The sequence below is a fragment of the Billgrantia lactosivorans genome, from assembly GCF_003254665.1.
Classification (GTDB): Bacteria; Pseudomonadota; Gammaproteobacteria; order Pseudomonadales; family Halomonadaceae; genus Halomonas; species Halomonas lactosivorans.
Genome location: NZ_QHGY01000001.1, coordinates 583,386 through 602,650, shown reverse-complemented (window position 1 = coordinate 602,650; position 19,265 = coordinate 583,386). Strand labels below are relative to the sequence as shown.

General features: G+C 67.5%; 22 protein-coding genes. 12 read left to right on the top strand and 10 right to left on the bottom strand.

Annotated elements, in window-relative coordinates:
• Positions 1-60: 60 nt before the first annotated feature.
• Positions 61-930, bottom strand: a complete 870-nt coding sequence (locus DIS04_RS02680) for a pirin family protein (RefSeq protein WP_111412169.1) — start codon at positions 928-930, stop codon at positions 61-63.
• A gap of 125 nt (positions 931-1,055) precedes the next feature.
• On the opposite strand from DIS04_RS02680, the gene DIS04_RS02675 reads away from it, so the two are divergent.
• Positions 1,056-2,033: a LysR substrate-binding domain-containing protein gene (locus DIS04_RS02675; RefSeq protein ID WP_111412168.1), complete on the top strand. Its 978-nt coding sequence runs from the start codon at positions 1,056-1,058 to the stop codon at positions 2,031-2,033.
• A gap of 32 nt (positions 2,034-2,065) precedes the next feature.
• Here DIS04_RS02675 and DIS04_RS20815 read toward each other — a convergent pair whose 3' ends face one another.
• On the bottom strand, positions 2,066-2,191 hold the full coding sequence (locus tag DIS04_RS20815) for a hypothetical protein (RefSeq protein ID WP_281270151.1): 126 nt from the start codon (positions 2,189-2,191) through the stop codon (positions 2,066-2,068).
• Complete coding sequence (locus DIS04_RS02670; RefSeq protein WP_111412747.1) at positions 2,188-3,396, bottom strand: MFS transporter; 1,209 nt, start codon at positions 3,394-3,396, stop codon at positions 2,188-2,190. Before DIS04_RS02670 ends, DIS04_RS20815 begins: the two co-directional genes overlap by 4 nt.
• Positions 3,397-3,562: 166 nt before the next feature.
• On the opposite strand from DIS04_RS02670, the gene DIS04_RS02665 reads away from it, so the two are divergent.
• The 9 genes from DIS04_RS02665 to DIS04_RS02625 all read left to right on the top strand — a co-directional run bounded on the left by DIS04_RS02665 (position 3,563) and on the right by DIS04_RS02625 (position 10,791).
• Positions 3,563-3,742, top strand: a complete 180-nt coding sequence (locus tag DIS04_RS02665; protein WP_111412167.1) for a hypothetical protein — start codon at positions 3,563-3,565, stop codon at positions 3,740-3,742.
• Positions 3,743-3,848: 106 nt separating this feature from the next.
• The gene (locus tag DIS04_RS02660; protein WP_111412166.1) at positions 3,849-4,136 is read left to right on the top strand and encodes a hypothetical protein; all 288 of its coding nucleotides are present in this window, start codon (positions 3,849-3,851) and stop codon (positions 4,134-4,136) included.
• 82 nt (positions 4,137-4,218) lie between these two features.
• Positions 4,219-5,070, top strand: coding sequence for a helix-turn-helix domain-containing protein (locus DIS04_RS02655; protein WP_111412165.1), 852 nt, complete (start codon positions 4,219-4,221; stop codon positions 5,068-5,070).
• 87 nt (positions 5,071-5,157) lie between these two features.
• Positions 5,158-6,192, top strand: a complete 1,035-nt coding sequence (locus tag DIS04_RS02650) for a histone deacetylase family protein (RefSeq protein ID WP_111412164.1) — start codon at positions 5,158-5,160, stop codon at positions 6,190-6,192.
• Positions 6,193-6,252: 60 nt separating this feature from the next.
• A complete protein-coding gene (locus tag DIS04_RS02645; RefSeq protein WP_111412163.1) occupies positions 6,253-6,609 on the top strand; it encodes a RidA family protein in 357 nt (118 codons plus the stop codon).
• A gap of 2 nt (positions 6,610-6,611) precedes the next feature.
• On the top strand, positions 6,612-7,553 hold the full coding sequence (gene lhpI / locus DIS04_RS02640) for a bifunctional Delta(1)-pyrroline-2-carboxylate/Delta(1)-piperideine-2-carboxylate reductase (RefSeq protein WP_111412162.1): 942 nt from the start codon (positions 6,612-6,614) through the stop codon (positions 7,551-7,553).
• Positions 7,550-8,668 carry a class II histone deacetylase gene (locus DIS04_RS02635; protein WP_111412161.1) on the top strand — a complete coding sequence of 373 codons (1,119 nt, stop codon included), beginning with the start codon at positions 7,550-7,552 and terminating at the stop codon, positions 8,666-8,668. The genes lhpI and DIS04_RS02635 overlap by 4 nt, the downstream gene beginning before the upstream one ends.
• Before the next feature lie 15 nt (positions 8,669-8,683).
• On the top strand, positions 8,684-9,652 hold the full coding sequence (locus DIS04_RS02630) for a branched-chain amino acid transaminase (RefSeq protein WP_111412160.1): 969 nt from the start codon (positions 8,684-8,686) through the stop codon (positions 9,650-9,652).
• A 92-nt stretch (positions 9,653-9,744) separates the two neighbouring features.
• Entirely contained in the window at positions 9,745-10,791 is a 1,047-nt protein-coding gene (locus tag DIS04_RS02625; RefSeq protein WP_111412159.1) for an Lnb N-terminal periplasmic domain-containing protein, read from the top strand.
• Positions 10,792-10,993: 202 nt separating this feature from the next.
• On the opposite strand, the gene DIS04_RS02620 is transcribed toward DIS04_RS02625, so the two are convergent.
• The 4 genes from DIS04_RS02620 to DIS04_RS02605 all read right to left on the bottom strand — a co-directional run bounded on the left by DIS04_RS02620 (position 10,994) and on the right by DIS04_RS02605 (position 14,566).
• On the bottom strand, positions 10,994-11,728 hold the full coding sequence (locus DIS04_RS02620) for an RNA methyltransferase (protein WP_111412158.1): 735 nt from the start codon (positions 11,726-11,728) through the stop codon (positions 10,994-10,996).
• Between the two features lie 96 nt (positions 11,729-11,824).
• A complete protein-coding gene (gene groL / locus DIS04_RS02615; protein ID WP_111412157.1) occupies positions 11,825-13,468 on the bottom strand; it encodes a chaperonin GroEL in 1,644 nt (547 codons plus the stop codon).
• Positions 13,469-13,527: 59 nt separating this feature from the next.
• Positions 13,528-13,821 carry a co-chaperone GroES gene (locus DIS04_RS02610; protein WP_111412156.1) on the bottom strand — a complete coding sequence of 98 codons (294 nt, stop codon included), beginning with the start codon at positions 13,819-13,821 and terminating at the stop codon, positions 13,528-13,530.
• A gap of 223 nt (positions 13,822-14,044) precedes the next feature.
• Positions 14,045-14,566 (bottom strand): FxsA family protein, encoded by a 522-nt coding sequence (locus DIS04_RS02605; RefSeq protein ID WP_111412155.1) that lies wholly within the window; start codon positions 14,564-14,566, stop codon positions 14,045-14,047.
• Positions 14,567-14,817: 251 nt separating this feature from the next.
• On the opposite strand from DIS04_RS02605, the gene DIS04_RS02600 reads away from it, so the two are divergent.
• Complete coding sequence (locus tag DIS04_RS02600) at positions 14,818-15,579, top strand: SDR family oxidoreductase (protein WP_111412154.1); 762 nt, start codon at positions 14,818-14,820, stop codon at positions 15,577-15,579.
• 78 nt (positions 15,580-15,657) lie between these two features.
• On the opposite strand, the gene DIS04_RS02595 is transcribed toward DIS04_RS02600, so the two are convergent.
• The 3 genes from DIS04_RS02595 to phhA all read right to left on the bottom strand — a co-directional run bounded on the left by DIS04_RS02595 (position 15,658) and on the right by phhA (position 17,398).
• The gene (locus tag DIS04_RS02595) at positions 15,658-15,924 is read right to left on the bottom strand and encodes a ComEA family DNA-binding protein (protein ID WP_111412153.1); all 267 of its coding nucleotides are present in this window, start codon (positions 15,922-15,924) and stop codon (positions 15,658-15,660) included.
• 248 nt (positions 15,925-16,172) lie between these two features.
• Complete coding sequence (locus DIS04_RS02590) at positions 16,173-16,517, bottom strand: 4a-hydroxytetrahydrobiopterin dehydratase (RefSeq protein ID WP_111412152.1); 345 nt, start codon at positions 16,515-16,517, stop codon at positions 16,173-16,175.
• A 50-nt stretch (positions 16,518-16,567) separates the two neighbouring features.
• Positions 16,568-17,398 carry a phenylalanine 4-monooxygenase gene (gene phhA / locus DIS04_RS02585; protein ID WP_111412151.1) on the bottom strand — a complete coding sequence of 277 codons (831 nt, stop codon included), beginning with the start codon at positions 17,396-17,398 and terminating at the stop codon, positions 16,568-16,570.
• A gap of 303 nt (positions 17,399-17,701) precedes the next feature.
• Between phhA and DIS04_RS02580 the strand changes: the two genes are divergently transcribed.
• Positions 17,702-19,264, top strand: a complete 1,563-nt coding sequence (locus DIS04_RS02580) for a sigma-54-dependent transcriptional regulator (RefSeq protein ID WP_111412150.1) — start codon at positions 17,702-17,704, stop codon at positions 19,262-19,264.
• Position 19,265 lies beyond the last annotated feature (1 nt).

Sequence of the window (19,265 nt, the reverse complement as noted above, 5' to 3'; positions counted from 1 at the left end):
CAGGGTGAGTGAAAACGCCCGGTCAGGGGCAGCCGGGCGCGGTTGGGCGCGGCGTAGCCGCTAGCCCGCCAGGCGGCCGAACTTGCCGGCCTGTAAATCGGCGAAAGCCTGATGTATCTCGGCTTCGCTGTTCATCACGAAGGGGCCGTAGCCCGCCACCGGCTCGCCCAGGGGGTCCCCGGCGAGCAGCAGCAGCCTGGCATCGTTGTTGGCCTCCAGGCGTATCCCGTCGCCCTGGCGCTCGAAGCACACCAGGCCGGCATCACGTACCACGGCCTCGCCGTTGACCTGTATCGTTCCCTCCAGCACCACCAGCAGCGTGGTGTGCCCCTCGGGCACCCGCAGGGTCGTCTCCGCGCCCGATTCCAGGCGCAGATCCCACACCTCGATCGGGGTGAAGGTATGGGCCGGCCCCGCATGCCCCTGGTATTCACCGGCGATCACCCTGAGCTCACCGGCTCGCCGAGGCAGTGTCACCCGCGGGATGTCGGCGTCGAGCAGGGTCTGGTAGGCCGCCGGCGTCGACTTGTGTCGGGCCGGCAGGTTGACCCACAGCTGGACCATTTCCAGCGTGCCGCCCCGTTCGGTAAAGGCCTGCGAGTGGAACTCCTCGTGCACGATGCCGGCCCCCGCGGTCATCCACTGCACGTCGCCCTCGCCGATGCGCCCGCCGCTGCCGGTGGAGTCGCGATGCTCCAGCTCGCCGCGATAGACCAGGGTCACGGTCTCGAAGCCGCGATGCGGGTGGGCACCCACGCCGCGGGGGCGGCTCGCCGGCGCGAAGTCATGGGGGCCGGCATGGTCGAGCAGTAGAAACGGGCTGAGGTGATCGGCGCCAAGGCGGTCATAGCTGAACAGCGAGCGCACGGGGAAACCGTCGCCGACCCAGTGACCGCGAGGGGCGCCATAGATGCCTTGGATTCTCTTCATGGTCTGGCTCCTGCATGGATTGGGATTATGCCGATACAGGAAGCTTATGAGAGGAACGCAATGGTCAGTAGAGGGTATAATTCACACTCACCGTTCCATCAGCAGAACGACAAGGGCGGCATGCCATGCAGGATCTCAACGACCTCTACTACTTCGTCCAGGTGGTGGATCACGGGGGCTTCGCTCCGGCCGGCCGTGCCCTGGGCATTCCCAAGTCGAAGCTGAGCCGGCGCATCGCGCAACTGGAGGAGCGCCTGGGAACCCGGCTGATCCATCGCTCGACCCGTCAGCTGTCGGTTACCGAACTGGGCCAGGCGTACTACCGCCACTGCGTGGCGATGCTGGTCGAGGCCGAAGCGGCCGAGGCGCTGATCAAGACCAATCTGCAGCAGCCGCGGGGGACGGTGCGCCTGAGTTGCCCGCCGAGCCTGCTGCACTACCTCATCACGCCGCTGCTGGTGCGTTTCATGGCGCAGTGCCCCGACGTGGAGGTGCAGGTGGAAGCCACCAGCCGCCGGGTGGACGTGATCAAGGAGGGATTCGACATGGCCATCCGGGTGCGCTTCCCGCCGCTCGAGGATAGCGATCTTTCGATGAAGGTGCTGTCGCGCAGCCCCCAGCGCCTGGTGGCCTCGCCAGCGCTACTCGCGCAGCGCCCGCTGCCGCGGGCGCCGGGGGATTTGGCGGGTCTGCCCAGCCTGGACTTCGATCAGGTCGACCGGCAGCACCACTGGGTACTCGACGGACCGGAGGGCGCGAGCGCCCGGATTCGCCACCAACCACGGCTGGTCACGGACAATGCCGAGACGCTGCATCAGGCTGCGCTTGCGGGCCTGGGCGTGGTCAAGCTGGCACTGCTGGTGGCAGGACAAGACTTGAAGGCGGGGCGACTCGTCGACGTGCTGCCTGGCTGGGAGCCGCGCGGCGGCATCCTGCATGCCGTCTTTCCCTCGCGTCGCGGCGTGCTGCCGGCCGTGCGTGCGTTGCTCGACTTCCTGGCCGGGAATATCGACGAGATCGATTTCACCAGCCAAACCGCCTGGGCATTGTGGCACGGGGAGCACGAGGCGCGGGAGGCAACGGCCACCCAGCCACGCAACTGACCTCCTGCCTGACCGACGACGGGCCGCCTGTCTCAACACAAGCGAGTGCCGAGCAGCAGCAGCGAGGCGTCGACCGCGTGCCAGCCCCACCACACCAGCGCCAGGGCGCCGCCGAGGGCCAGCAGCGCCGCGAGTTTCACCCGTCGGGCCCGGTTCATGCCTGAGCCCGAGCGGGGACGGAGCGCTTGATCGGGGCCTCGCTGATGAACCAATGCAGCAGCGCCGCGACCACCGAGAGCAGGATGGCGAGCTTCCAGACCACGTCGTAATCGCCATGCAGGTCGTAGAGCAGGCCGCCCAGCCACACGCCGGTGAACGAGCCGACCTGGTGGAACAGGAAGACGATGCCGCCGAGCATGGAGAGATGGCGCACGCCGAACACCGCGGCCACGATGCCGTTGGTCAGGGGTACCGTGGAGAGCCACAGCAGGCCGATGGCGATGCCGAACAGGTAGGCGCTGGCGGGGCTCAGCGGCAGGAAGACGAACGCCATGATCACCGCGCCACGAGCGAGATAGAGCCAGCTTAGCAGGCGCGGCTTGGAGTAGAGCCCGCCCAGCCATCCGGCGGTGTAGGTGCCGAAGATGTTGAACAGGCCGACCAGGGCCAGCGTGGTGCTGCCCACCTTGACGGCCAGGCCGTTGTCGAACAGGTAGCCGGGAAGGTGCACGCCGATGAACACTACCTGGAAGCCGCAGACGAAGAAGCCCAGGCACAGCAGCCAGAAGCCGCGATGCCCGGCGGCCTCGTCCAGCGCCGCGCGCAGCGAGAGATCCGTGGCCTGGCGCGCCGAGGGGCGGTCCTTCAGCATGGCGCCGAGCGGCACCATCATGGCGGCCAGGGCGCCCATGGCCAGCAGGGCCGCCGACCAGCCGAGCCAGCCGAGCAGACCCAGGGTGCCCGGCAGCATGGCGAACTGGCCGAACGACCCCGCCGCGCTGACGATGCCCATGGCCATGCTGCGTTTCTCGGGGGCCACGGCGCGCCCCACGGCGCCGAGAATGACCGAGAACGTGGTGCCCGAAAGACCCAGGCCGATCAGCAGCCCCGCCGCGAGCGACATGCCCAGCGCCGATTCCGAAAGGCCCATGAACAGCAGGCCCAGGGCATAGAGGACGCCGCCGACCGCGACCACCCGGGCGGCGCCGTAGCGGTCCGCCAGCGCCCCGGTGAAGGGCTGGGCGAAGCCCCAGATGAGGTTCTGCAGCGCCAGGGCGAAGGCGAAGACCTCGCGCCCCCAGCCCAGCTCGCTGCTCATCGGCTCGAGGAACAGGCCGAAACCATGACGCAGCCCCATGGCCAGCGAGATGACCAGGCTGCCGAGCAGGATCAGCAGCAACGAGTGGCGGCGAAGAGCGTCCATGATGGCGAGCATTCCCGTTTGCAGACTAACGAGACAGCACTATCGCGCTTTCTTCCCGGACTGGCAATGTCGCACTCTGGCGACTGGCTTGTTGCCGCTTCGCCACATGTGTAAATACGCCGTAATTCGCTATCATGAACACTGTTCGTCAACCTGGAGATACGTCATGTCACGGCGTCTGTTGTTTCCTTTCATCCTGGTCCTGGCCGCCTTGCTGGTGGCTGGATGCAGCTACCAGCCGGCACGTATCAAGTCCGAACCGCTGATCGTCATCGACGATGACCGCGGCGGGCATCATGGCGGTGGCTTCTGCCCCCCGGGGCAGGCGAAGAAGGGCCGCTGCTGAGAACGCCACCTGCCAAGGCGCGCTAGACTGACAGGTGTATCCATAAAGACTCCGAACGGGAACCGAAGGGGGGCGTCTGGAGCTCTTGCCCTGAGAGGTAAATGCCATGAAAACGTCCCTGCGCTTGCTCACCCTGGCCTTCGTGCCCCTCATGCTGTTGCTGGCCGGCTGCAGCTATTCGCCGGCGCGCATCACGCCCGAGCCTCTGGTGGTGGTCGATGGCTCCCATGGCCACTACCACGGTGACAAGTATCGTCATCGCCACCGGGATCGCCATGTCGAGCGCCGCTACTACTACGACGGTCATCGTCATGACGGTCGCCGTTATCGCGATCGCTACCGTCCCCGCGGGGGGTTCTGCCCGCCTGGGCAGGCCATGAAGGGCCGCTGCTGATCGCAGGCACGCCGGTTTCGCGAAGCCGCTCGGCAGGGTAGGGTAGTAGCTTTCCTGGCCGAGCAGGCATCAAGAAGCCGTCATGTCTCTACTCGACTTGCGCACCTGCAACCTGGGGCACGAGCACGTCTCCCATGACCATGCGCACCATCAGCTGATCCTGGCGACCTGCGGCACCACCGAGCTCGACGTCGAGGGGCTGGGTGGCCGCGTCCACGAGGCGCGCGGCTGCCTGATTCCCTGCGCTTCCCATCACGAGTACGAAGGCGACGGATGCAACCGCACCTTCGTGCTCGACGTTCCCCTGGCCGCGCTGGGGGCCATGCGCGATGGCGAGGGGCTCAAGCGGCTGTTCGAGCGGCCGCGCTTCTTTCACGTGCCGCAACGTCTCCACCGGCTCGCCGCCACGCTGATGGCGCAGCTGGAGCATTTTCCCGCACTGCACAGCGAAATCGCCGCGCTGCTGCTGCGAGCGCTCTACCTGCACTTCCGGGAGGACGCGCCCGGCCGGGTCTCCCGCTCTGCGCCAGCCAGGCGGCCCGCGGCGCGCATCGATCTCGAGCGCCTCGACGACTGGATCGACCGGCATCTGGCCGACGAGATCCGGGTCGAGCGGCTGGCGGCTCTCTGCGCCCTCAGTCCCGGGCATTTCCACGCCCTGTTTCGTGAACTCACCGGCATCACGCCGCTGGCGCATGTCCAGCGGCGGCGGCTGGGCCATGCCCGCACGCTGGTGCTGCGCAGCGGCCTGAGCCTGGGACAGATCGCGGCCCTGGTCGGCTTTCGCGACCAGGGTAGCTTCAGCCGCGCCTATCGGCGTCACTTCGCCGCCACCCCCTCCGCCGAGCGGCGTGAGGCCGAGGCATTTCCCGAGCCTGGGGCAAGCCTTGATGACTTCCGGGCAAGCACCGTCGGCGCACGCGTTCTAATCTGACAGTAGCACCGCCTTGTCCGTGGTCCGCCCGTGTGCCGCGAGCGGGCGTGTGTGCGGCCATCAACATCGCTTCGCCAAGGACCCGTGATGAAGCTCTTCTACCACCCCGACCAGGAGCACCATGCGCCTGCCAGCTTCCTGGTGCGTGGCCAGCTCACGTCTTCCCCGGAGGGCCCGGTGCGGGCCGAGCTGCTGGCCAGGGGATTGGCCGCGGCGGGTTTGACGCTGCACGCGCCGGAGGACGTCGACACCCCGCGCCTGCGCAGCCGCCTGGCGCAGATCCACACGCCGCGCTACCTGAGTTTTCTCGAGACGATTCATTCCCGCTGGCGTGAGCTGCCGGGTGCCGCCGAACTGGTGATGCCCAACATTCATCCATGCGGCGGCGGGCACCACTATCCGCGCCATCCGGTAGGGCAGGCGGGCTGGCACATGCACGACATGGCGTGCCCCATGGGCGCCGACAGCTTCCGCGGCATCCTGGCCAGTGCGGCCACGGCCGAGGCCGCGGCGGAGGCGCTGCTCGGCGGCCACGGCACCACCTACGCGCTGTGCCGTCCGCCCGGTCATCACGCCGGGCCGGATCGGGCGGGCGGCTTCTGCTTTCTCAACAACTCGGCGTTGGCGGCGACGGTGCTGCGCGAGCAGTTCTCACGGGTCGCGATCGTCGACGTCGACCTGCACCACGGCAACGGCACCCAGGACATCTTCTACTACCGGGGTGACGTCTGGACGGGGTCGCTGCATGTCGATCCCGCCGACTTCTATCCGTTCTTCTGGGGCGGCGCCAACGAGGAGGGCATGGGCGAGGGGCTGGGTGCCAACGTCAACCTGCCGCTTCCCTTGGGCAGCGACGGTGCCGTCTTCCTCGACGCGCTGGAAACGCTGCTGGAACGCATGCAGGCCTTTCGTCCCGAGGCGATGATCGTCGCCCTGGGGCTCGACGCCCATCGTGACGACCCGCTGGCGGGCATGACGCTGGAGACCGAGGATTTCATCGCGGTCGGCCGCCAGTTGCGTCGGTTGGGCTTGCCCACCGTGCTGGTGCAGGAGGGCGGCTATCCGACCGAGCACCTGGGGCACAACCTGGCTGCCTTCATGGAAGGCTTCAGCGATGCCTGAACGGCGGCCCCACCCCATCATCGCCGCAACACCACGACAACACGACGAGGAGTCCCAGGCATGACGATCGAGTACCAGGACAGCAACGCCCGCATGAGCCAGGTCGCCATACACAACGCCACGGTCTACCTGGCCGGCCAGGTGCCGAGCGACACTCGCGCCGACATGCGCGGCCAGACCGAGCAGGTGCTTTCGCGTATCGACGAGCTGCTGGCCCAGGCCGGTACCTCCAAGCAGCACCTGCTGTCGGCCCAGGTCTGGGTCACCGACATGGCGGAGTTCGGCCAGATGAACGAGGCCTGGGAGGCCTGGGTGGTGCCGGGGCGCCCGCCGGTGCGTGCCGCCCTCGAGGCCAAGCTGGCCAGGCCCGAGTGGAAGGTCGAGATCATGGTGGTCGCGGCCCTGCCGGAGGCCTGACCATGCGCATCGTCACCGCCGAGGAAGTGGCCGCGGCGCTGCCCTGGCCGGCGCTGGTGGAGCGCCTGGCGCGGACCTTTCGCGAGGGCGTGGAATCGCCGCCGCGCCACCACCACGCCATGCAGCGGCCCGATGGCGAGGCCACCCTGCTGCTGATGCCGGCCTGGGAGCGGGCCGGCTACATCGGCGTGAAGATGGTCAACGTCTTCCCGCAGAATGCCGATCACGGCCTGCCGGCCATCGCCGGCGTCTACCTGCTCAGCGAGGGCGCCCATGGCCGCCCGCTGGCCTGTCTCGACGGTAGCGAGCTGACCCGGCGCCGCACCGCGGCGGCCTCGGCGCTGGCCGCTCGCGAGCTGGCCCGGGAGGATGCGGCATCGCTGCTGGTGGTGGGCACCGGCAAGCTGGCGCCGATGGTGATCGAGGCCCACGCCGCCGTGCGGCCGATCAGGCGGGTGCGCGTCTGGGGCCGCCACCCGGAGAAGGCCCGCCAGGTAGCCGCCGAGTATGCCGATCGCTTCGACTGTGCGGCGGTCGAGGATCTCGAGGCGGCGGCCCGCGAGGCCGACCTGATCAGCTGCGTGACGCTCTCCGCCGAGCCGCTGATTCACGGCGAGTGGCTGATGCCGGGCACCCATCTGGACCTGATCGGCGCGTTCCGGCCGACCATGCGCGAGACCGACGCCGAGTGCCTGCGGCGCGGCGAGGTATTCGTCGATACCTATGCCGGTGCTCGCGGCGAGGCGGGTGACATCCTCCAGGCCATCGACGAGGGCGCCTTCGCCTTCGACGCCATCGCCGCCGAACTGGCGGAACTGCTGCGCGGCGACAAGCCCGGGCGCAGCAGCGCCGAGGCGATCACCGTGTTCAAGTCGGTCGGCGCCTCGCTGGAGGACCTGGGCGCCGCCATCGAAGTCTGGGAGCAGTTGGAGAAGCGCTCATGAGGGAGAGTCGCAGGACGGGGTTCTTCTGGCACGAGCGCTGTTTCTGGCACGACCCCGGCGCCATCGGCGTGTTCTCGGCACCGGGGGAGTTCCTGCAGCCGCAGCCTGCCTCGGAAAGCCCCGAGAGCAAGCGTCGGCTGAAGAACCTGCTCGAGGTGTCGGGCCTGATCGACGAGCTCGAGGTGCGCAAGGCGACGCCGGCCAGTCGCGAGGATCTGGCGCGGTTTCATACCGGCCGCTACCTCGACGAACTCGAGGCCGGCGACATGACGCGCGGCGGCGACGCCGGCGAGTGCGCCCCCTACACCCCGGGCAGCCTGGCCGCGGCGCGGCAGTCGGCGGGCCTGGCGATCGCCGCCGTGGAGGCGGTGGCGACGGGCGAACTGGCCAATGCCTACGCCCTGTGCCGCCCGCCGGGACACCATGCCGAAGCCGATCGAGGTCGCGGGTTCTGCCTGTTCGGCAACGTTCCGGTGGCGGTGATGCGCGCGCGGGCGCTGGGGCAGGCGAGGCGAGTGGCGATCCTCGACTGGGACGTGCACCACGGCAATGGCCAGCAGGCCGCCTTCTATGACGATCCCGACGTGCTCACCGTGTCGATCCACCAGGCCGGCAACTACCCGCTGGACAGCGGCGACTTCGAGGAGCTGGGCGAGGGGGCGGGGCATGGCGCCAACCTCAACCTGCCGCTGCCGCCCGGGTGCGGTATCGGGGCCTATCGCTACGCCATGCAGGAGCTGGTGCTGCCCGCCATCGGTGGCTTCGCCCCCGACCTGATCGTGGTGGCGTGCGGCTATGACGCCTGCGGCAAGGATCCGCTGGGCAAGATGATGCTCAACAGCGCCGCCTTCGCCGCCATGACCCAGCAGCTCAAGGCCCTGGCCGAGCGCATCAGCGACGGCAAGCTGGTGATGATCCACGAGGGCGGCTACTCCGAAGGCTACGTGCCGCTGTGCGGGCATGCGGTGATCCAGGCCCTGGCGGGCAGCCGCACCGCGGTGCCGGACCCGCAGAACGACGAGATCGCCGCCTGGGCCTACCAGTCGCTGCAGCCCCACCAGCGGGCCCTGATCGACGGCTGGTGCGACGAATGGCGGCGTATGGCACTGCTGTGAACCGACGAGGACGACATGACACCGCTCTACGATAGAGATGGCTGGATCTGGCTGGACGGTGAGTGGCTGGCTTGGCGCGAGGCCCAGACGCACCTGCTGACCCATACCCTGCACTACGGCATGGGCTGCTTCGAGGGCGTGCGGGCCTACGCCGGCGAGCGCGGCACGCACCTGTTCCGCGTCGCCGAGCACACCCGGCGGTTGCTCGACAGCGCCCACGCGCTGGACATGCCGGTTGCCCACGGCGAGGAGGCGCTGATCGAGGCGCAGCGCCAGAGCTTGGAGCGCAACGCGCTGGGCAACGCCTACCTCAAGCCGACGATCTTCTTCGGCGCCGAGGGGCTCGGCCTGCGCGCCAAGGGACTGACGGTGCATGTGATGATCGCGTCCTGGGACCTGGGCGACTATATCTCCGCCGAGGCCGCCTCGCTCGGCCTGCGCGCGCTGACCTCCTCGTGGGCGCGCCACCACGTCAACATCAGCCTGTGCCGGGCCAAGACCAACGGCCACTACGTCAACTCCATGCTGGCGCTGAACACGGCGGTCAAGGCGGGCTTCGACGAGGCGATCATGCTCGACCCCGAGGGCTACGTGGCCGAAGCCTCCGCGGCCAATGTCTTCCTGCTGCGCGATGGCGTACTGCACACCCCCGAGATCACCTCCTGCCTGCAGGGCATCACCCGCGACAGCGTGATCCGCCTGGCGCGTGACGTGCTGGGCATCGAGGTGCGCGAGCGACGCATCACCCGCGACGAGCTCTATACCGCCGACGAAGCCTTCGTCACCGGCACCGCCGCGGAGATCCTGCCGCTGCGCGAACTCGACGGGCGCCACATCGGTGCGCGTGCCGGTGCGCCGCGCCCCGGGCAGCCGATCGCCGAGGACTCGGTGACGGCCCGGCTGCAGCGGCTCTATCGCCGGCTCACCCGAGCGCAACTGGAAGACGACCTGGCTGGCTTCCGCCCCTGGCTGACCCCGGTCTAAGCCGATTGTCCTAGCCCGCCTTCCTGCTGCGAGACGCGCATCGCCATATCGAGGCTGCTAATATGGCCCCACGTCGAGAATAGTGGGGTGCAATGACTCAGGCAATCGCAGGCTTTCTGGTCAGTGTCGTGCTGGCCGTGGTCATGCTGTGGGGCGCTGCCGCGCTGTGGTTCCGCCTGCCCGGCTCGCGAAGACGTCGACGGCTGGCCGTGACGTGCTGGACGGCGCTGGCCCTGGCGCTGCTGGCGCTGGGCTTGCGCGGGCAGTGGCTGGCGAACCTGGTCCAGCTGCTGCTGCTGATGGCGCTGTTCAACTGGTGTTTTCGGCTGCAGCCGGCCCATGATCGCCCCTGGTCGGACGACGTCGCCTACCTCGCCACCGGCGAGGTGCGGGACAACCGCCTGACGCTGCACCACGTGCGCGACTTCGACTGGCGAACCCGCGACGACGCCGCCATTTGCTGGGAGGCACGCAGCTACGACCTGGAGCGCCTCGACTCGGTCGACATGATCGTCTCCAGTTGGGGGCGGCCGGGCGTCGCCCACGTGATGGTCTCGTTCGGCTTCGAGGGCGAGACCTTCGTGGTGTTCTCGGTGGAGGTTCGTCGCCTCAGGGGCGAGCGCTTCTCGGAGATAGGCGGCTTCTTCCGCCAATACGAACTGGCCATCGTGGCCGCCGACGAACGCGATGCGATAGGTCTGCGCGCCAAGGTGCGCGGCGAGCGGGTCTCGCTGTTCCGCCTGCGCATGCCGCAGGGCGCCATGCGTTCACTGCTGCTGGCCTATGTCGAGGAGGCCAATGCGCTGGCCAGGGCGCCGCGCTTCTACAACACCGTCACCGCCAACTGCACCACGCTGATCTTCGCCATGGCGCGGGGCATCGGGGCGCGCCTGCCGCTCGACTACCGCCTGCTGGTGACCGACAGGCTGCCGGGCTACGCCTTCAAGGTCGGTGGCCTGTGGCCCGGGCACACGCTGCCCGAGCTGGAAGAGCGCGGGCGCATCGACCCGCGGGCGCGCCAAGTGCATCGCGCCCCCGACTTTTCCCAGCGCATCCGCCAGGGGGTACCGGGCTGGGAGTCCCTGGCAGGACAAGGGGAGCCGGAGTGTGGCGCGCAACAAAGAGCGCCACGGGCCTGAGGCCACGTGGCGCATGTCTCCCTGGGCATGATCCCTCATGCCGACTTTCCTGCACCGGCTTCCTGCCCGGTCGCATCCGTGTCGCAGCTCGACAGTATCCCTTGTCTTTTCTGCCCTGGCGGGGCATGGGCCTTTATCCCATAGGCGGATGACATTGCCATGACGGCACGGTGAAAACGGTCGGATAAAGGCTAATCGAAGCCTAGCCGCCCCCGGCCGATTCTTCCAGCGACCGAAGCAGGCCGCGAAGCAGGGAGAGTTCCTTGCGGCTGGGCCGAGCCCGGGCGAACAGGGCCTGCAGCTGGGCCTCGGTGCGGGCGTGAGGCTGGGTCAGGAAACCGCTGGCCTGCATCACGCGGCCCAGGTGCGCGTGAAAATGCTCGAGCTGTTCGCGGGTCGGCTGGCGCTCCTCGGCGGGGCGGGGCTGGCGGTGGTCGCTCTCGGGCCGCCGGCGCCACGCCTTGAACGTCTCGTAGGCGAGCACCTGTACCGCCTGGGAGAGGTTGAGAATGCCATAGTCGGGATTGGACGGGATGCTGACCTGATGGCTGCAGCAGCGGATCTCGTCATTGGTCAGCCCGAAGCGCTCGCGACCGAATACCAGCGCCACCGGATCGTCCGCCGCATGGGCGACGAGCTCACGGGCCATCGCCTCGGGTTCATCGAAGTGGGGTAGCGGCAGGCTGCGCAGCCGGGCGCTGGCGCCCACCACCTGTACGCAGTCGGCGATGGCCTCCTCAAGTGAGCCGACCACGCGCGCACTGTCGATCACATCCTCGGCGCCGGCGGCCAGGCGCGTGGCCTCGCTGTCGGGAAAGCGGCGCGGCTTGACCAGCACCAGGTCGGTCAGGCCCATGGTCTTCATGGCCCGCGCCGAGGCGCCGATGTTGCCGGGGTGGTAGGTCTGGACGAGGACGATACGGATATTGGCGAGCATGGGGCAGGCTTGCTGTCGGAGAAAAGGCGATGGTAGCCCAAAAAGCACAAGCCCCGCACGAGGCGGGGCTTGCGTAGGGCTCGGGTTATGGCCGGCTTACATCATGCCGCCCATGCCACCCATTCCACCCATGCCGCCCATGTCCGGGCCGCCTTCCTTCTCTTCCGGATCGTCGGCGATCATGCACTCGGTGGTGATCATGAGGCCAGCCACGGAACCGGCGGACTGCAGCGCGGTACGGGTTACCTTGGCCGGGTCCAGCACGCCCATCTCGAACAGGTCGCCGAACTCGCCGGTCTGGGCGTTGTAGCCGAAGTTGCCCTGGCCTGCCTTGACCTCGTTGAGGATCACGGAGGCTTCCTGACCGGCGTTGGTCACGATCTGGCGCAGCGGAGACTCCATGGCGCGCAGCGCGATGGCGATGCCGTGGGTCTGGTCCTCGTTCTCGCCCTTGAGGTCCTTGATCTTGGTCAGCACGCGGACCAGGGCGGTACCACCGCCAGGCACCACGCCTTCCTCGACGGCGGCGCGAGTGGAGTGCAGGGCGTCCTCGACGCGAGCCTTCTTCTCCTTCATCTCCACCTCGGTGGCGGCACCGACGCGGATGACGGCAACGCCGCCGGCCAGCTTGGCGACACGCTCCTGCAGCTTCTCGCGGTCGTAGTCGGAAGAGGTCTCCTCGATCTGCGCGCGGATTTGGTTGACGCGGGCCTCGATGTCGCCCTCGTTACCGGCGCCGTCGATGATGGTGGTGTTCTCCTTGGACATGGTGATGCGCTTGGCGCTGCCCAGGTGATCCAGGTTGGCCTGCTCCAGGGTCAGACCCACTTCCTCGGAGATCACGGTGCCGTTGGTCAGGATGGCGATATCCTGCAGCATGGCCTTGCGACGATCGCCGAAGCCGGGGGCCTTGGCGGCTGCCACCTTGACGATGCCGCGCATGTTGTTGACCACCAGCGTGGCCAGCGCTTCGCCTTCGATGTCCTCGGCGATGATCGCCAGCGGCTTGCCGGACTTGGCGACGGCTTCCAGCACCGGCAGCAGTTCGCGGATGTTGGAGATCTTCTTGTCGACCAGCAGCAGGTAGGGGTCTTCGAGCTCGACCGCCATGGTGTCCTGGTTGGTCACGAAGTAGGGCGACAGGTAGCCGCGGTCGAACTGCATGCCTTCCACGACTTCCAGCTCGTCCTCGAAGCCACGGCCCTCGTCGACGGTAATGACGCCTTCCTTGCCGACTTTCTGCATGGCTTCGGCGATGATCTCGCCGATGCGCTTGTCGCCGTTGGCGGAGATGGTGCCGACCTGGGCGATGGCCTTGGAGTCGGTGCAGGGCACGGCCAGGGCCTCGATCTCCTTGACCGCGGCGATGACGGCCTGGTCGATGCCGCGCTTCAGGTCCATCGGGTTCATGCCGGCGGTCACGCCCTTCATGCCCTCGGTGACGATGGACTGGGCCAGCACGGTGGCGGTAGTGGTGCCGTCACCGGCGACGTCGGAGGTCTTGGAGGCGACTTCCTTGACCATCTGCGCGCCCATGTTCTCGAACTTGTCCTTGAGTTCGATCTCCTTGGCGACGGAGACGCCGTCCTTGGTCACGGTCGGGGCGCCGAAGGACTTTTCCAGTACCACGTTGCGGCCTTTCGGGCCCAGGGTGGCCTTGACGGCGTTGGCCAGAACGTCAACGCCACGGGCCATGCGCTTGCGGGCGTCATCGGAGAATTTGACTTGTTTCGCTGCCATTTTTCGTTACTTCCTGTGAGTTCGTGAACGTCTTATGGGAACGGAGTAGGTGCGCTGGCTCAGCCTTCGACCACGGCGAGAATGTCGGACTCGCTCATGATCAGGACTTCCTCGCCATCGATCTTCTGCTTCTCGACGCCAAAGCCTTCCTTGAAAATCACGGTGTCGCCGACCTTGACGTCCAGCGGGCGAACGTCACCGTTGTCGAGAATCCGGCCGTTACCGACGGCGAGCACTTCGCCACGAGTCGGCTTTTCCTGGGCGTTGCCCGGAAGCACGATGCCGCCAGCAGTTTTTTGCTCTTCTTCAACGCGACGGATGACGACGCGATCGTGCAAGGGACGGATGTTCATTGCTCACGTTCTCCTGATGGTCAGTGGTGCCATGCATGGCATGGCGGTTCATCATTCCCTTCCAGTGACCCGGAAGGTGGAGGCGAGGACGCCTTCCTTGTCAAAGATGCCGAGTTCCACTCGGCACCGTAGCCTGGTGCTGACCGTGAAATGGGGCCGGGCAAACTCCTTTCAAGGCCTTGCGATAAAAAATTTTCGCCTTGGGCGGCGGTGCGGTCGCTGCCTAGCGGCGCGGCTCGTTGCGACTGATGAAGTCGCCTTCCAGCGGCTGCCCGTCGTCCCCGCTGGGCTCTCCTTCTTCCCGAGTGGCGCGCGCGCGGGGTTCGCCCTCGGGGCGCTGCCAACCCTCGCCGTGCCCCGAGGGGCCAGACGCGCTGCGCTGGGCCGCGCCATGCAGGCGAAGGTTGGCCAGCGCCAGCAGACGGGCGACCTGGCGTCGCGCACCGGGCACGACACAGAGCAGGCCGAGCGCATCGGACAGGAAGCCGGGGGCGAGCATCAGCGCGCCGCCGAAGATCAGTGCCGCACCGGTGAGCAGTTCGCTGGAGGGCAGTTCGCCCTGGGCCAGGCGCTGGCGTGCACGGGCGAGGGTGGCGGTACCCTGGCGGCGAATCAGGTGGAGCCCGATGAAACCGGTGGCCAGCACCATGACGAGGGTGGGCAGCAGGCCGATCTGGCTGCCCACGGAGAACAGCACGATGAAGTCGAGCAGGGCGAAGAGCGTAAAGAAGATGAGTAACGGCATGTTGTCTCCGGGGGTGGCGATGTGAGGGACATGGGGGCTGAGAAGGGGATTTCAAGCGCACCGGGTGTGTGACGGGAGATCATGATATTCTTGTGCTGCAACGCACAATCAACGTTTCACCGCTCAAGTCGATCGAGCCTTCTGCCGAAATGAGTGCAAGGCGAGAGCAGCATGACGACAACAGCGGGACGGGATGCCTGGCTCCCGAGCGAGCAGGCATCGACCGGTTCACTATCTATAGGGGACAGCGAATGAAACTGGACAAGAGCGTGATAGCCATCACCGGCGGTGCCCGGGGCCTTGGCTTCGCCATGGCGCGTCGCCTGGGTCGTCAGGGGGCCGCCCTGGCGCTGATGGACATGGATGCGGAGGCGTTGGACCAGGCCGTGTCCGCCCTGCTTGCGGAAGGCATCGAGGCGGGCGCATTCCGTGTCAATGTGGCCGACGAGGCCTCGGTGAAGCAGGCCTTCGGCGATGTGGCGGCCACCCTGGGGCCTGTCCGCGGGCTGGTCAACAATGCCGGTATCCTGCGCGACGCCCTGCTGGTCAAGGCGAAGGACGGCAGGGTCGAGAAGACCATGTCGCTGGCGCAGTGGCAGTCGGTGATCGACGTCAACCTCACCGGTGTGTTCCTGTGCGGCCGCGAGGCGGCCACCCAGATGGTCGAGGCTGGTCATGACGGGGTGATCGTCAATATCTCCAGCATTTCGCGCGCCGGCAACATGGGGCAGAGCAACTATGCCGCCGCCAAGGCTGCCGTGGTGGCGCTGACCACCACCTGGGCGAGGGAGCTTTCACGCTACGGGATCCGCGTGGGGGCGGTGGCGCCGGGCTTCATCGAGACCGACATGACCGCCTCGATGCGCGAGGAGATGCTCGACAAGCTGACCGCGGGGGTGCCGCTCAAGCGACTGGGCGATCCCGACCATATCGCCCAGAGCGTGGCCTTCATCTTCGAGAACGACTACTTCACCGGCCGCGTGATCGAGTGCGACGGCGGCCTTCGGCTATAACAACCGCCCTGCCCGGAACGACGGCGAGGCCGGCAACTGCCGGCCTCGTCGCGTTTTCGTGCAAGCCGCTCCAGCGCTCTAGAAAGCCACCTGGTCGCGGAAGCCATCCACGGTGGCCGATCCGATGCCGCTGACCCGGGTCAGGTCGTCGGCGCTTTCGAAGTTCCCGTTGGCCTCGCGATCCTCGATGATCGCCTGTGCCCGGCTCGGGCCGACGCCCGGCAGTTCGGCGAGCAGTTCCGCATCGGCGGTGTTGACGTTGATCGGCGCCACGTCCTGGGCCATGGCCAGCGAGGTGAAGCTCAGCGCCAGCGCCAGCAGGGTTGCCTGTACGACTCCCTTCATCGTGTTTTCCTCTTCGTGAAGTGTTTTTCTTCTGGAAATGCCTGAGACACGGATGGCCTCGTGCTCCAAGCTAAACGAACCCGGTGGGGGAGAAGAGAGGCATATCGCCATTTGCCATGTAAGCAAAAGACGATAGATGGCGGGAGAGATTGCCCCGCAGCGCTGTGCGACATCGTGCAAGGAGGTGAAGAGGGGGCGCTGGCAGCGGCCTCGCCCGACGCGGAGAGCGCCGGGCGAGGCCAGGCGCCTCAGCCCTCGGCGGCGACCTTGTCGGTACGCGCGGCGAGAATGAAGTCGTTCTTGTGCAGCCCTTTCATCTCATGCGACCACCAGGTCACGGTGACCTTGCCCCATTCCGTCAGCAGGGCGGGGTGATGGCCCGCTTCCTCGGCGATCTCGCCGACCCGGTTGGTAAAGGCCAGCGCCTGCTTGAAGTTGCGAAACTTGAATACCCGCTCGAGCTGCTTGATGCCGTCGCGCTCCACCACACTCCACTCGGGAATGTCGCGCTTGAGCGTGTCGATCTCGGCATCGCTGACGTGGGGGGCGTCCCAGCTGCAGGCTTCGCACTGCTGTTCGGACAGTTGGCTCATGTTGGTTCCTCGTCTTCGTGGCGAAAAGGGGGATTGTCGCAGGGCTGGCATCACGCCTTGGCGGCCTTGGGCGCCGGCTCGAAGCGCGGCGTGTGCAGGCCGAGCTCCATGGCCCGGTGCACCATGCCCATGATGTCCTGCTGTGAAAGCTCGTGCAGGGTAGAGAGATCGTCAAGCACGTAGTAGAGCGGCTGCAGGATGTCGATGCGGTAAGGGGTGCGCAGGGCCTCGATGGGGTCGAAGGGCAGATGCACGGGGGCGTCGGACAGTGCGTGCAGGGTCTCCTTGGGCGAGGAGATGATGCCGCCGCCGTAGATGCGCCGGCCGGCCGGCGTGTCGACCAGGCCGAACTCCACCGTCATCCAGTACAGTCGTGCCAGGTAGACCCGCTCCTTGGGTTCGGCGGCGAGCCCGAGGCGGCCATAGGTGGCGGTGAATTCGGCAAAGGCCGGGTTGGTGAGCATCGGGCAGTGGCCGAAGATCTCGTGGAAGATGTCCGGTTCCTTGAGGTAATCGAGTTCCTCCGGGGTGCGGATGAAGGTGGCCACCGGAAAGCGCCGGTTGGCCAGCAGCTCGAAGAAGGTATCGAAGGGGATCAGCGCCGGCACCTGGGCCGTGCGCCAGCCGGTGCTGGCTTCGAGTACCCGGTCGATGTCGCCGAGCTGGGGAATCCGGTCCACGGGCAGGGCGAGCCGTTCCAGGCCGTCGAGGTACTCCTGGCAGACGCGTCCCTCCAGCATGCCGAGCTGGCGCTGCATCAGGGTCTGCCAGGTGGCGTTGTCCTCGTCGGGCCACTGGATGAAGCCGCTGGCGTCGGGCAGTCGCGCGCGATAGCCGGTCTTGCTGGCCACATCGCTGAGGGTCGGGTTGGCTGACGTCATGGGGAACTCCGGTCGGCAGGTCTTGTGGTTGTCTCGCGAACCTCTTGCCTCGAGTGTAGGGCCGGCGCGCCACGGCTTTCCCAGCGCCGTGAGGGTATGTCGAGGCGTCGAAACGGGGCTGGCGTAAAGAAATCCTGACGTCGCGTGCCGCCGCTCCGTCGACCTTCCGCAGCTCGGCCTGGCTTCGGGTTTGTACTGCCTCGGGTGTCACGTTATCTTTACAGGTGAGTCACGTCCGCTTGACGTCTCTTTTCGGCTTCGCCTGTGCCCGCCGTTCCCTCTCTGCTGTAAGGCGCCAGCTCCATGAGATTGAGATTTCACTGCCAGAATCGCATCGGCATCCTGCGCGACATCGTCTCCCACTTCGTCGATTACGGCCTCAACGTGGCGCGTGGCGAAGTGGGAGGCGAGCACGGCAACGCCATTTACCTGCACATTCCCAACCTGCTCAACGCCCAGCTGGCCACGCTCAAGCCGGAACTCGAGGCGGTGCCCGGCGTGTTCGGGGTGCGCCGGGTCAGCCTGATGCCGAGCGAACGGCGTCACCTGGAGCTCGACGCGCTGTTGTCGTCGCTCTCCGACCCGGTGATGTCGATCGACATGGAAGGGCACATCGTCGCCGCCAACCGCGCCGCCGGGCAGCTGCTCGGGGTGCGCATCGACGAGGTGCCGGGGCTTTCGCTCAACCGCTACCTGCCCGACGTGGATCTGCCGGCGCTGATCCGGCGCAACAACGCGCGGGTCAACGGCCTGCGCATCAAGCTGCGCGACGCCACCTTCCTCGCCGACATCGCCCCGCTGCACCGCGAGCATCATGACGACGTGGCCTCCCTGGCCGGCGCCGTGGTGACCCTGCACAGCGCCGACCGCATCGGCGAGCGCATCTACCAGGTCCAGCGGCAGGAGCTGCGCGGCTTCGATGCGCTGTTTCAGGCGAGCCCCAGGCTCGCCGCACTGATCCGCGAGGCGCGGCGCATGGCGCCGCTGGATGCGCCGCTCTTGATCCACGGCGAGACCGGCACCGGCAAGGAGCTGCTGGCGCGCGCCTGCCACCTGGCCAGCGCGCGCGGGCAGGCGCCGTTCATGGCGCTCAACTGTGCCGGGCTGCCGGAGTCGATGGCCGAGACTGAGCTGTTCGGCTATGCGCCGGGCGCCTTCGAGGGCGCGCGCCCCGAGGGCAAGCTCGGCCTGCTGGAGATGACCGCGGGGGGGACCATCTTCCTCGACGAGGTGGGCGAGATGAGCCCACGGTTGCAGGTCAAGCTGCTGCGCTTCCTGCAGGATGGCGGATTCCGCCGGGTGGGCAGCGACGAGGAGACCTACCTCGACGTGCGGGTGATCTGCGCCACCCAGCAGGACCTGCCCAAGCTGTGCGCCGAGGGCCACTTCCGCCACGACCTCTACCATCGCCTCAACGTGCTGTCGCTGGCGGTGCCGCCGCTGCGCGACTGCCTCGACGGCATCGAGGCCATGGCGCGGCACTTCATCGACCGAGCGGCGCGCCAGATCGGCTGTCGCATGCCCGGGCTGTCGGCGGCGGCGCTGGCTCGGCTCTCCACCTACCACTGGCCGGGCAACGTCCGTCAGCTGGAGAACGTGCTGTTCCAGGCGGTGTCGCTGTGCGAGGGCGACGCCATCGAGCCGGGACACCTGCGGCTGCCCGACGTGGGCGCGGCACCGGGGCTCTCCGGCATCGACCTCGACGGCAGCCTGGCCGACATCATGGGCGACGTGGAGCGGCGCGTGCTGGCCGCCCTCTACCCGCAGTACCCCTCCAGCCGCCAGCTGGCCAGGCGCCTAGGGGTGTCGCACACCACCATAGCCAACAAGCTCAAGCGCCATGGCCTCGGCGACGACGAGCCCTGAA

Coding starts and splice junctions, on each gene's coding strand:
- DIS04_RS02675 (WP_111412168.1), top strand. CDS start 1,056: ATGCAGGATCTCAACGACCTCTACTACTTCGTCCAGGTGGTGGATCAC.
- groL (WP_111412157.1), bottom strand. CDS start 13,468: ATGGCAGCGAAACAAGTCAAATTCTCCGATGACGCCCGCAAGCGCATG.
- DIS04_RS02625 (WP_111412159.1), top strand. CDS start 9,745: ATGACTCAGGCAATCGCAGGCTTTCTGGTCAGTGTCGTGCTGGCCGTG.
- DIS04_RS02660 (WP_111412166.1), top strand. CDS start 3,849: ATGAAAACGTCCCTGCGCTTGCTCACCCTGGCCTTCGTGCCCCTCATG.
- DIS04_RS02580 (WP_111412150.1), top strand. CDS start 17,702: ATGAGATTGAGATTTCACTGCCAGAATCGCATCGGCATCCTGCGCGAC.
- phhA (WP_111412151.1), bottom strand. CDS start 17,398: ATGACGTCAGCCAACCCGACCCTCAGCGATGTGGCCAGCAAGACCGGC.
- DIS04_RS02590 (WP_111412152.1), bottom strand. CDS start 16,517: ATGAGCCAACTGTCCGAACAGCAGTGCGAAGCCTGCAGCTGGGACGCC.
- DIS04_RS20815 (WP_281270151.1), bottom strand. CDS start 2,191: ATGAACCGGGCCCGACGGGTGAAACTCGCGGCGCTGCTGGCCCTCGGC.
- DIS04_RS02605 (WP_111412155.1), bottom strand. CDS start 14,566: ATGCCGTTACTCATCTTCTTTACGCTCTTCGCCCTGCTCGACTTCATC.
- DIS04_RS02670 (WP_111412747.1), bottom strand. CDS start 3,396: ATGGACGCTCTTCGCCGCCACTCGTTGCTGCTGATCCTGCTCGGCAGC.
- DIS04_RS02665 (WP_111412167.1), top strand. CDS start 3,563: ATGTCACGGCGTCTGTTGTTTCCTTTCATCCTGGTCCTGGCCGCCTTG.
- lhpI (WP_111412162.1), top strand. CDS start 6,612: ATGCGCATCGTCACCGCCGAGGAAGTGGCCGCGGCGCTGCCCTGGCCG.
- DIS04_RS02680 (WP_111412169.1), bottom strand. CDS start 930: ATGAAGAGAATCCAAGGCATCTATGGCGCCCCTCGCGGTCACTGGGTC.
- DIS04_RS02650 (WP_111412164.1), top strand. CDS start 5,158: ATGAAGCTCTTCTACCACCCCGACCAGGAGCACCATGCGCCTGCCAGC.
- DIS04_RS02620 (WP_111412158.1), bottom strand. CDS start 11,728: ATGCTCGCCAATATCCGTATCGTCCTCGTCCAGACCTACCACCCCGGC.
- DIS04_RS02630 (WP_111412160.1), top strand. CDS start 8,684: ATGACACCGCTCTACGATAGAGATGGCTGGATCTGGCTGGACGGTGAG.
- DIS04_RS02600 (WP_111412154.1), top strand. CDS start 14,818: ATGAAACTGGACAAGAGCGTGATAGCCATCACCGGCGGTGCCCGGGGC.
- DIS04_RS02595 (WP_111412153.1), bottom strand. CDS start 15,924: ATGAAGGGAGTCGTACAGGCAACCCTGCTGGCGCTGGCGCTGAGCTTC.
- DIS04_RS02635 (WP_111412161.1), top strand. CDS start 7,550: ATGAGGGAGAGTCGCAGGACGGGGTTCTTCTGGCACGAGCGCTGTTTC.
- DIS04_RS02645 (WP_111412163.1), top strand. CDS start 6,253: ATGACGATCGAGTACCAGGACAGCAACGCCCGCATGAGCCAGGTCGCC.
- DIS04_RS02610 (WP_111412156.1), bottom strand. CDS start 13,821: ATGAACATCCGTCCCTTGCACGATCGCGTCGTCATCCGTCGCGTTGAA.
- DIS04_RS02655 (WP_111412165.1), top strand. CDS start 4,219: ATGTCTCTACTCGACTTGCGCACCTGCAACCTGGGGCACGAGCACGTC.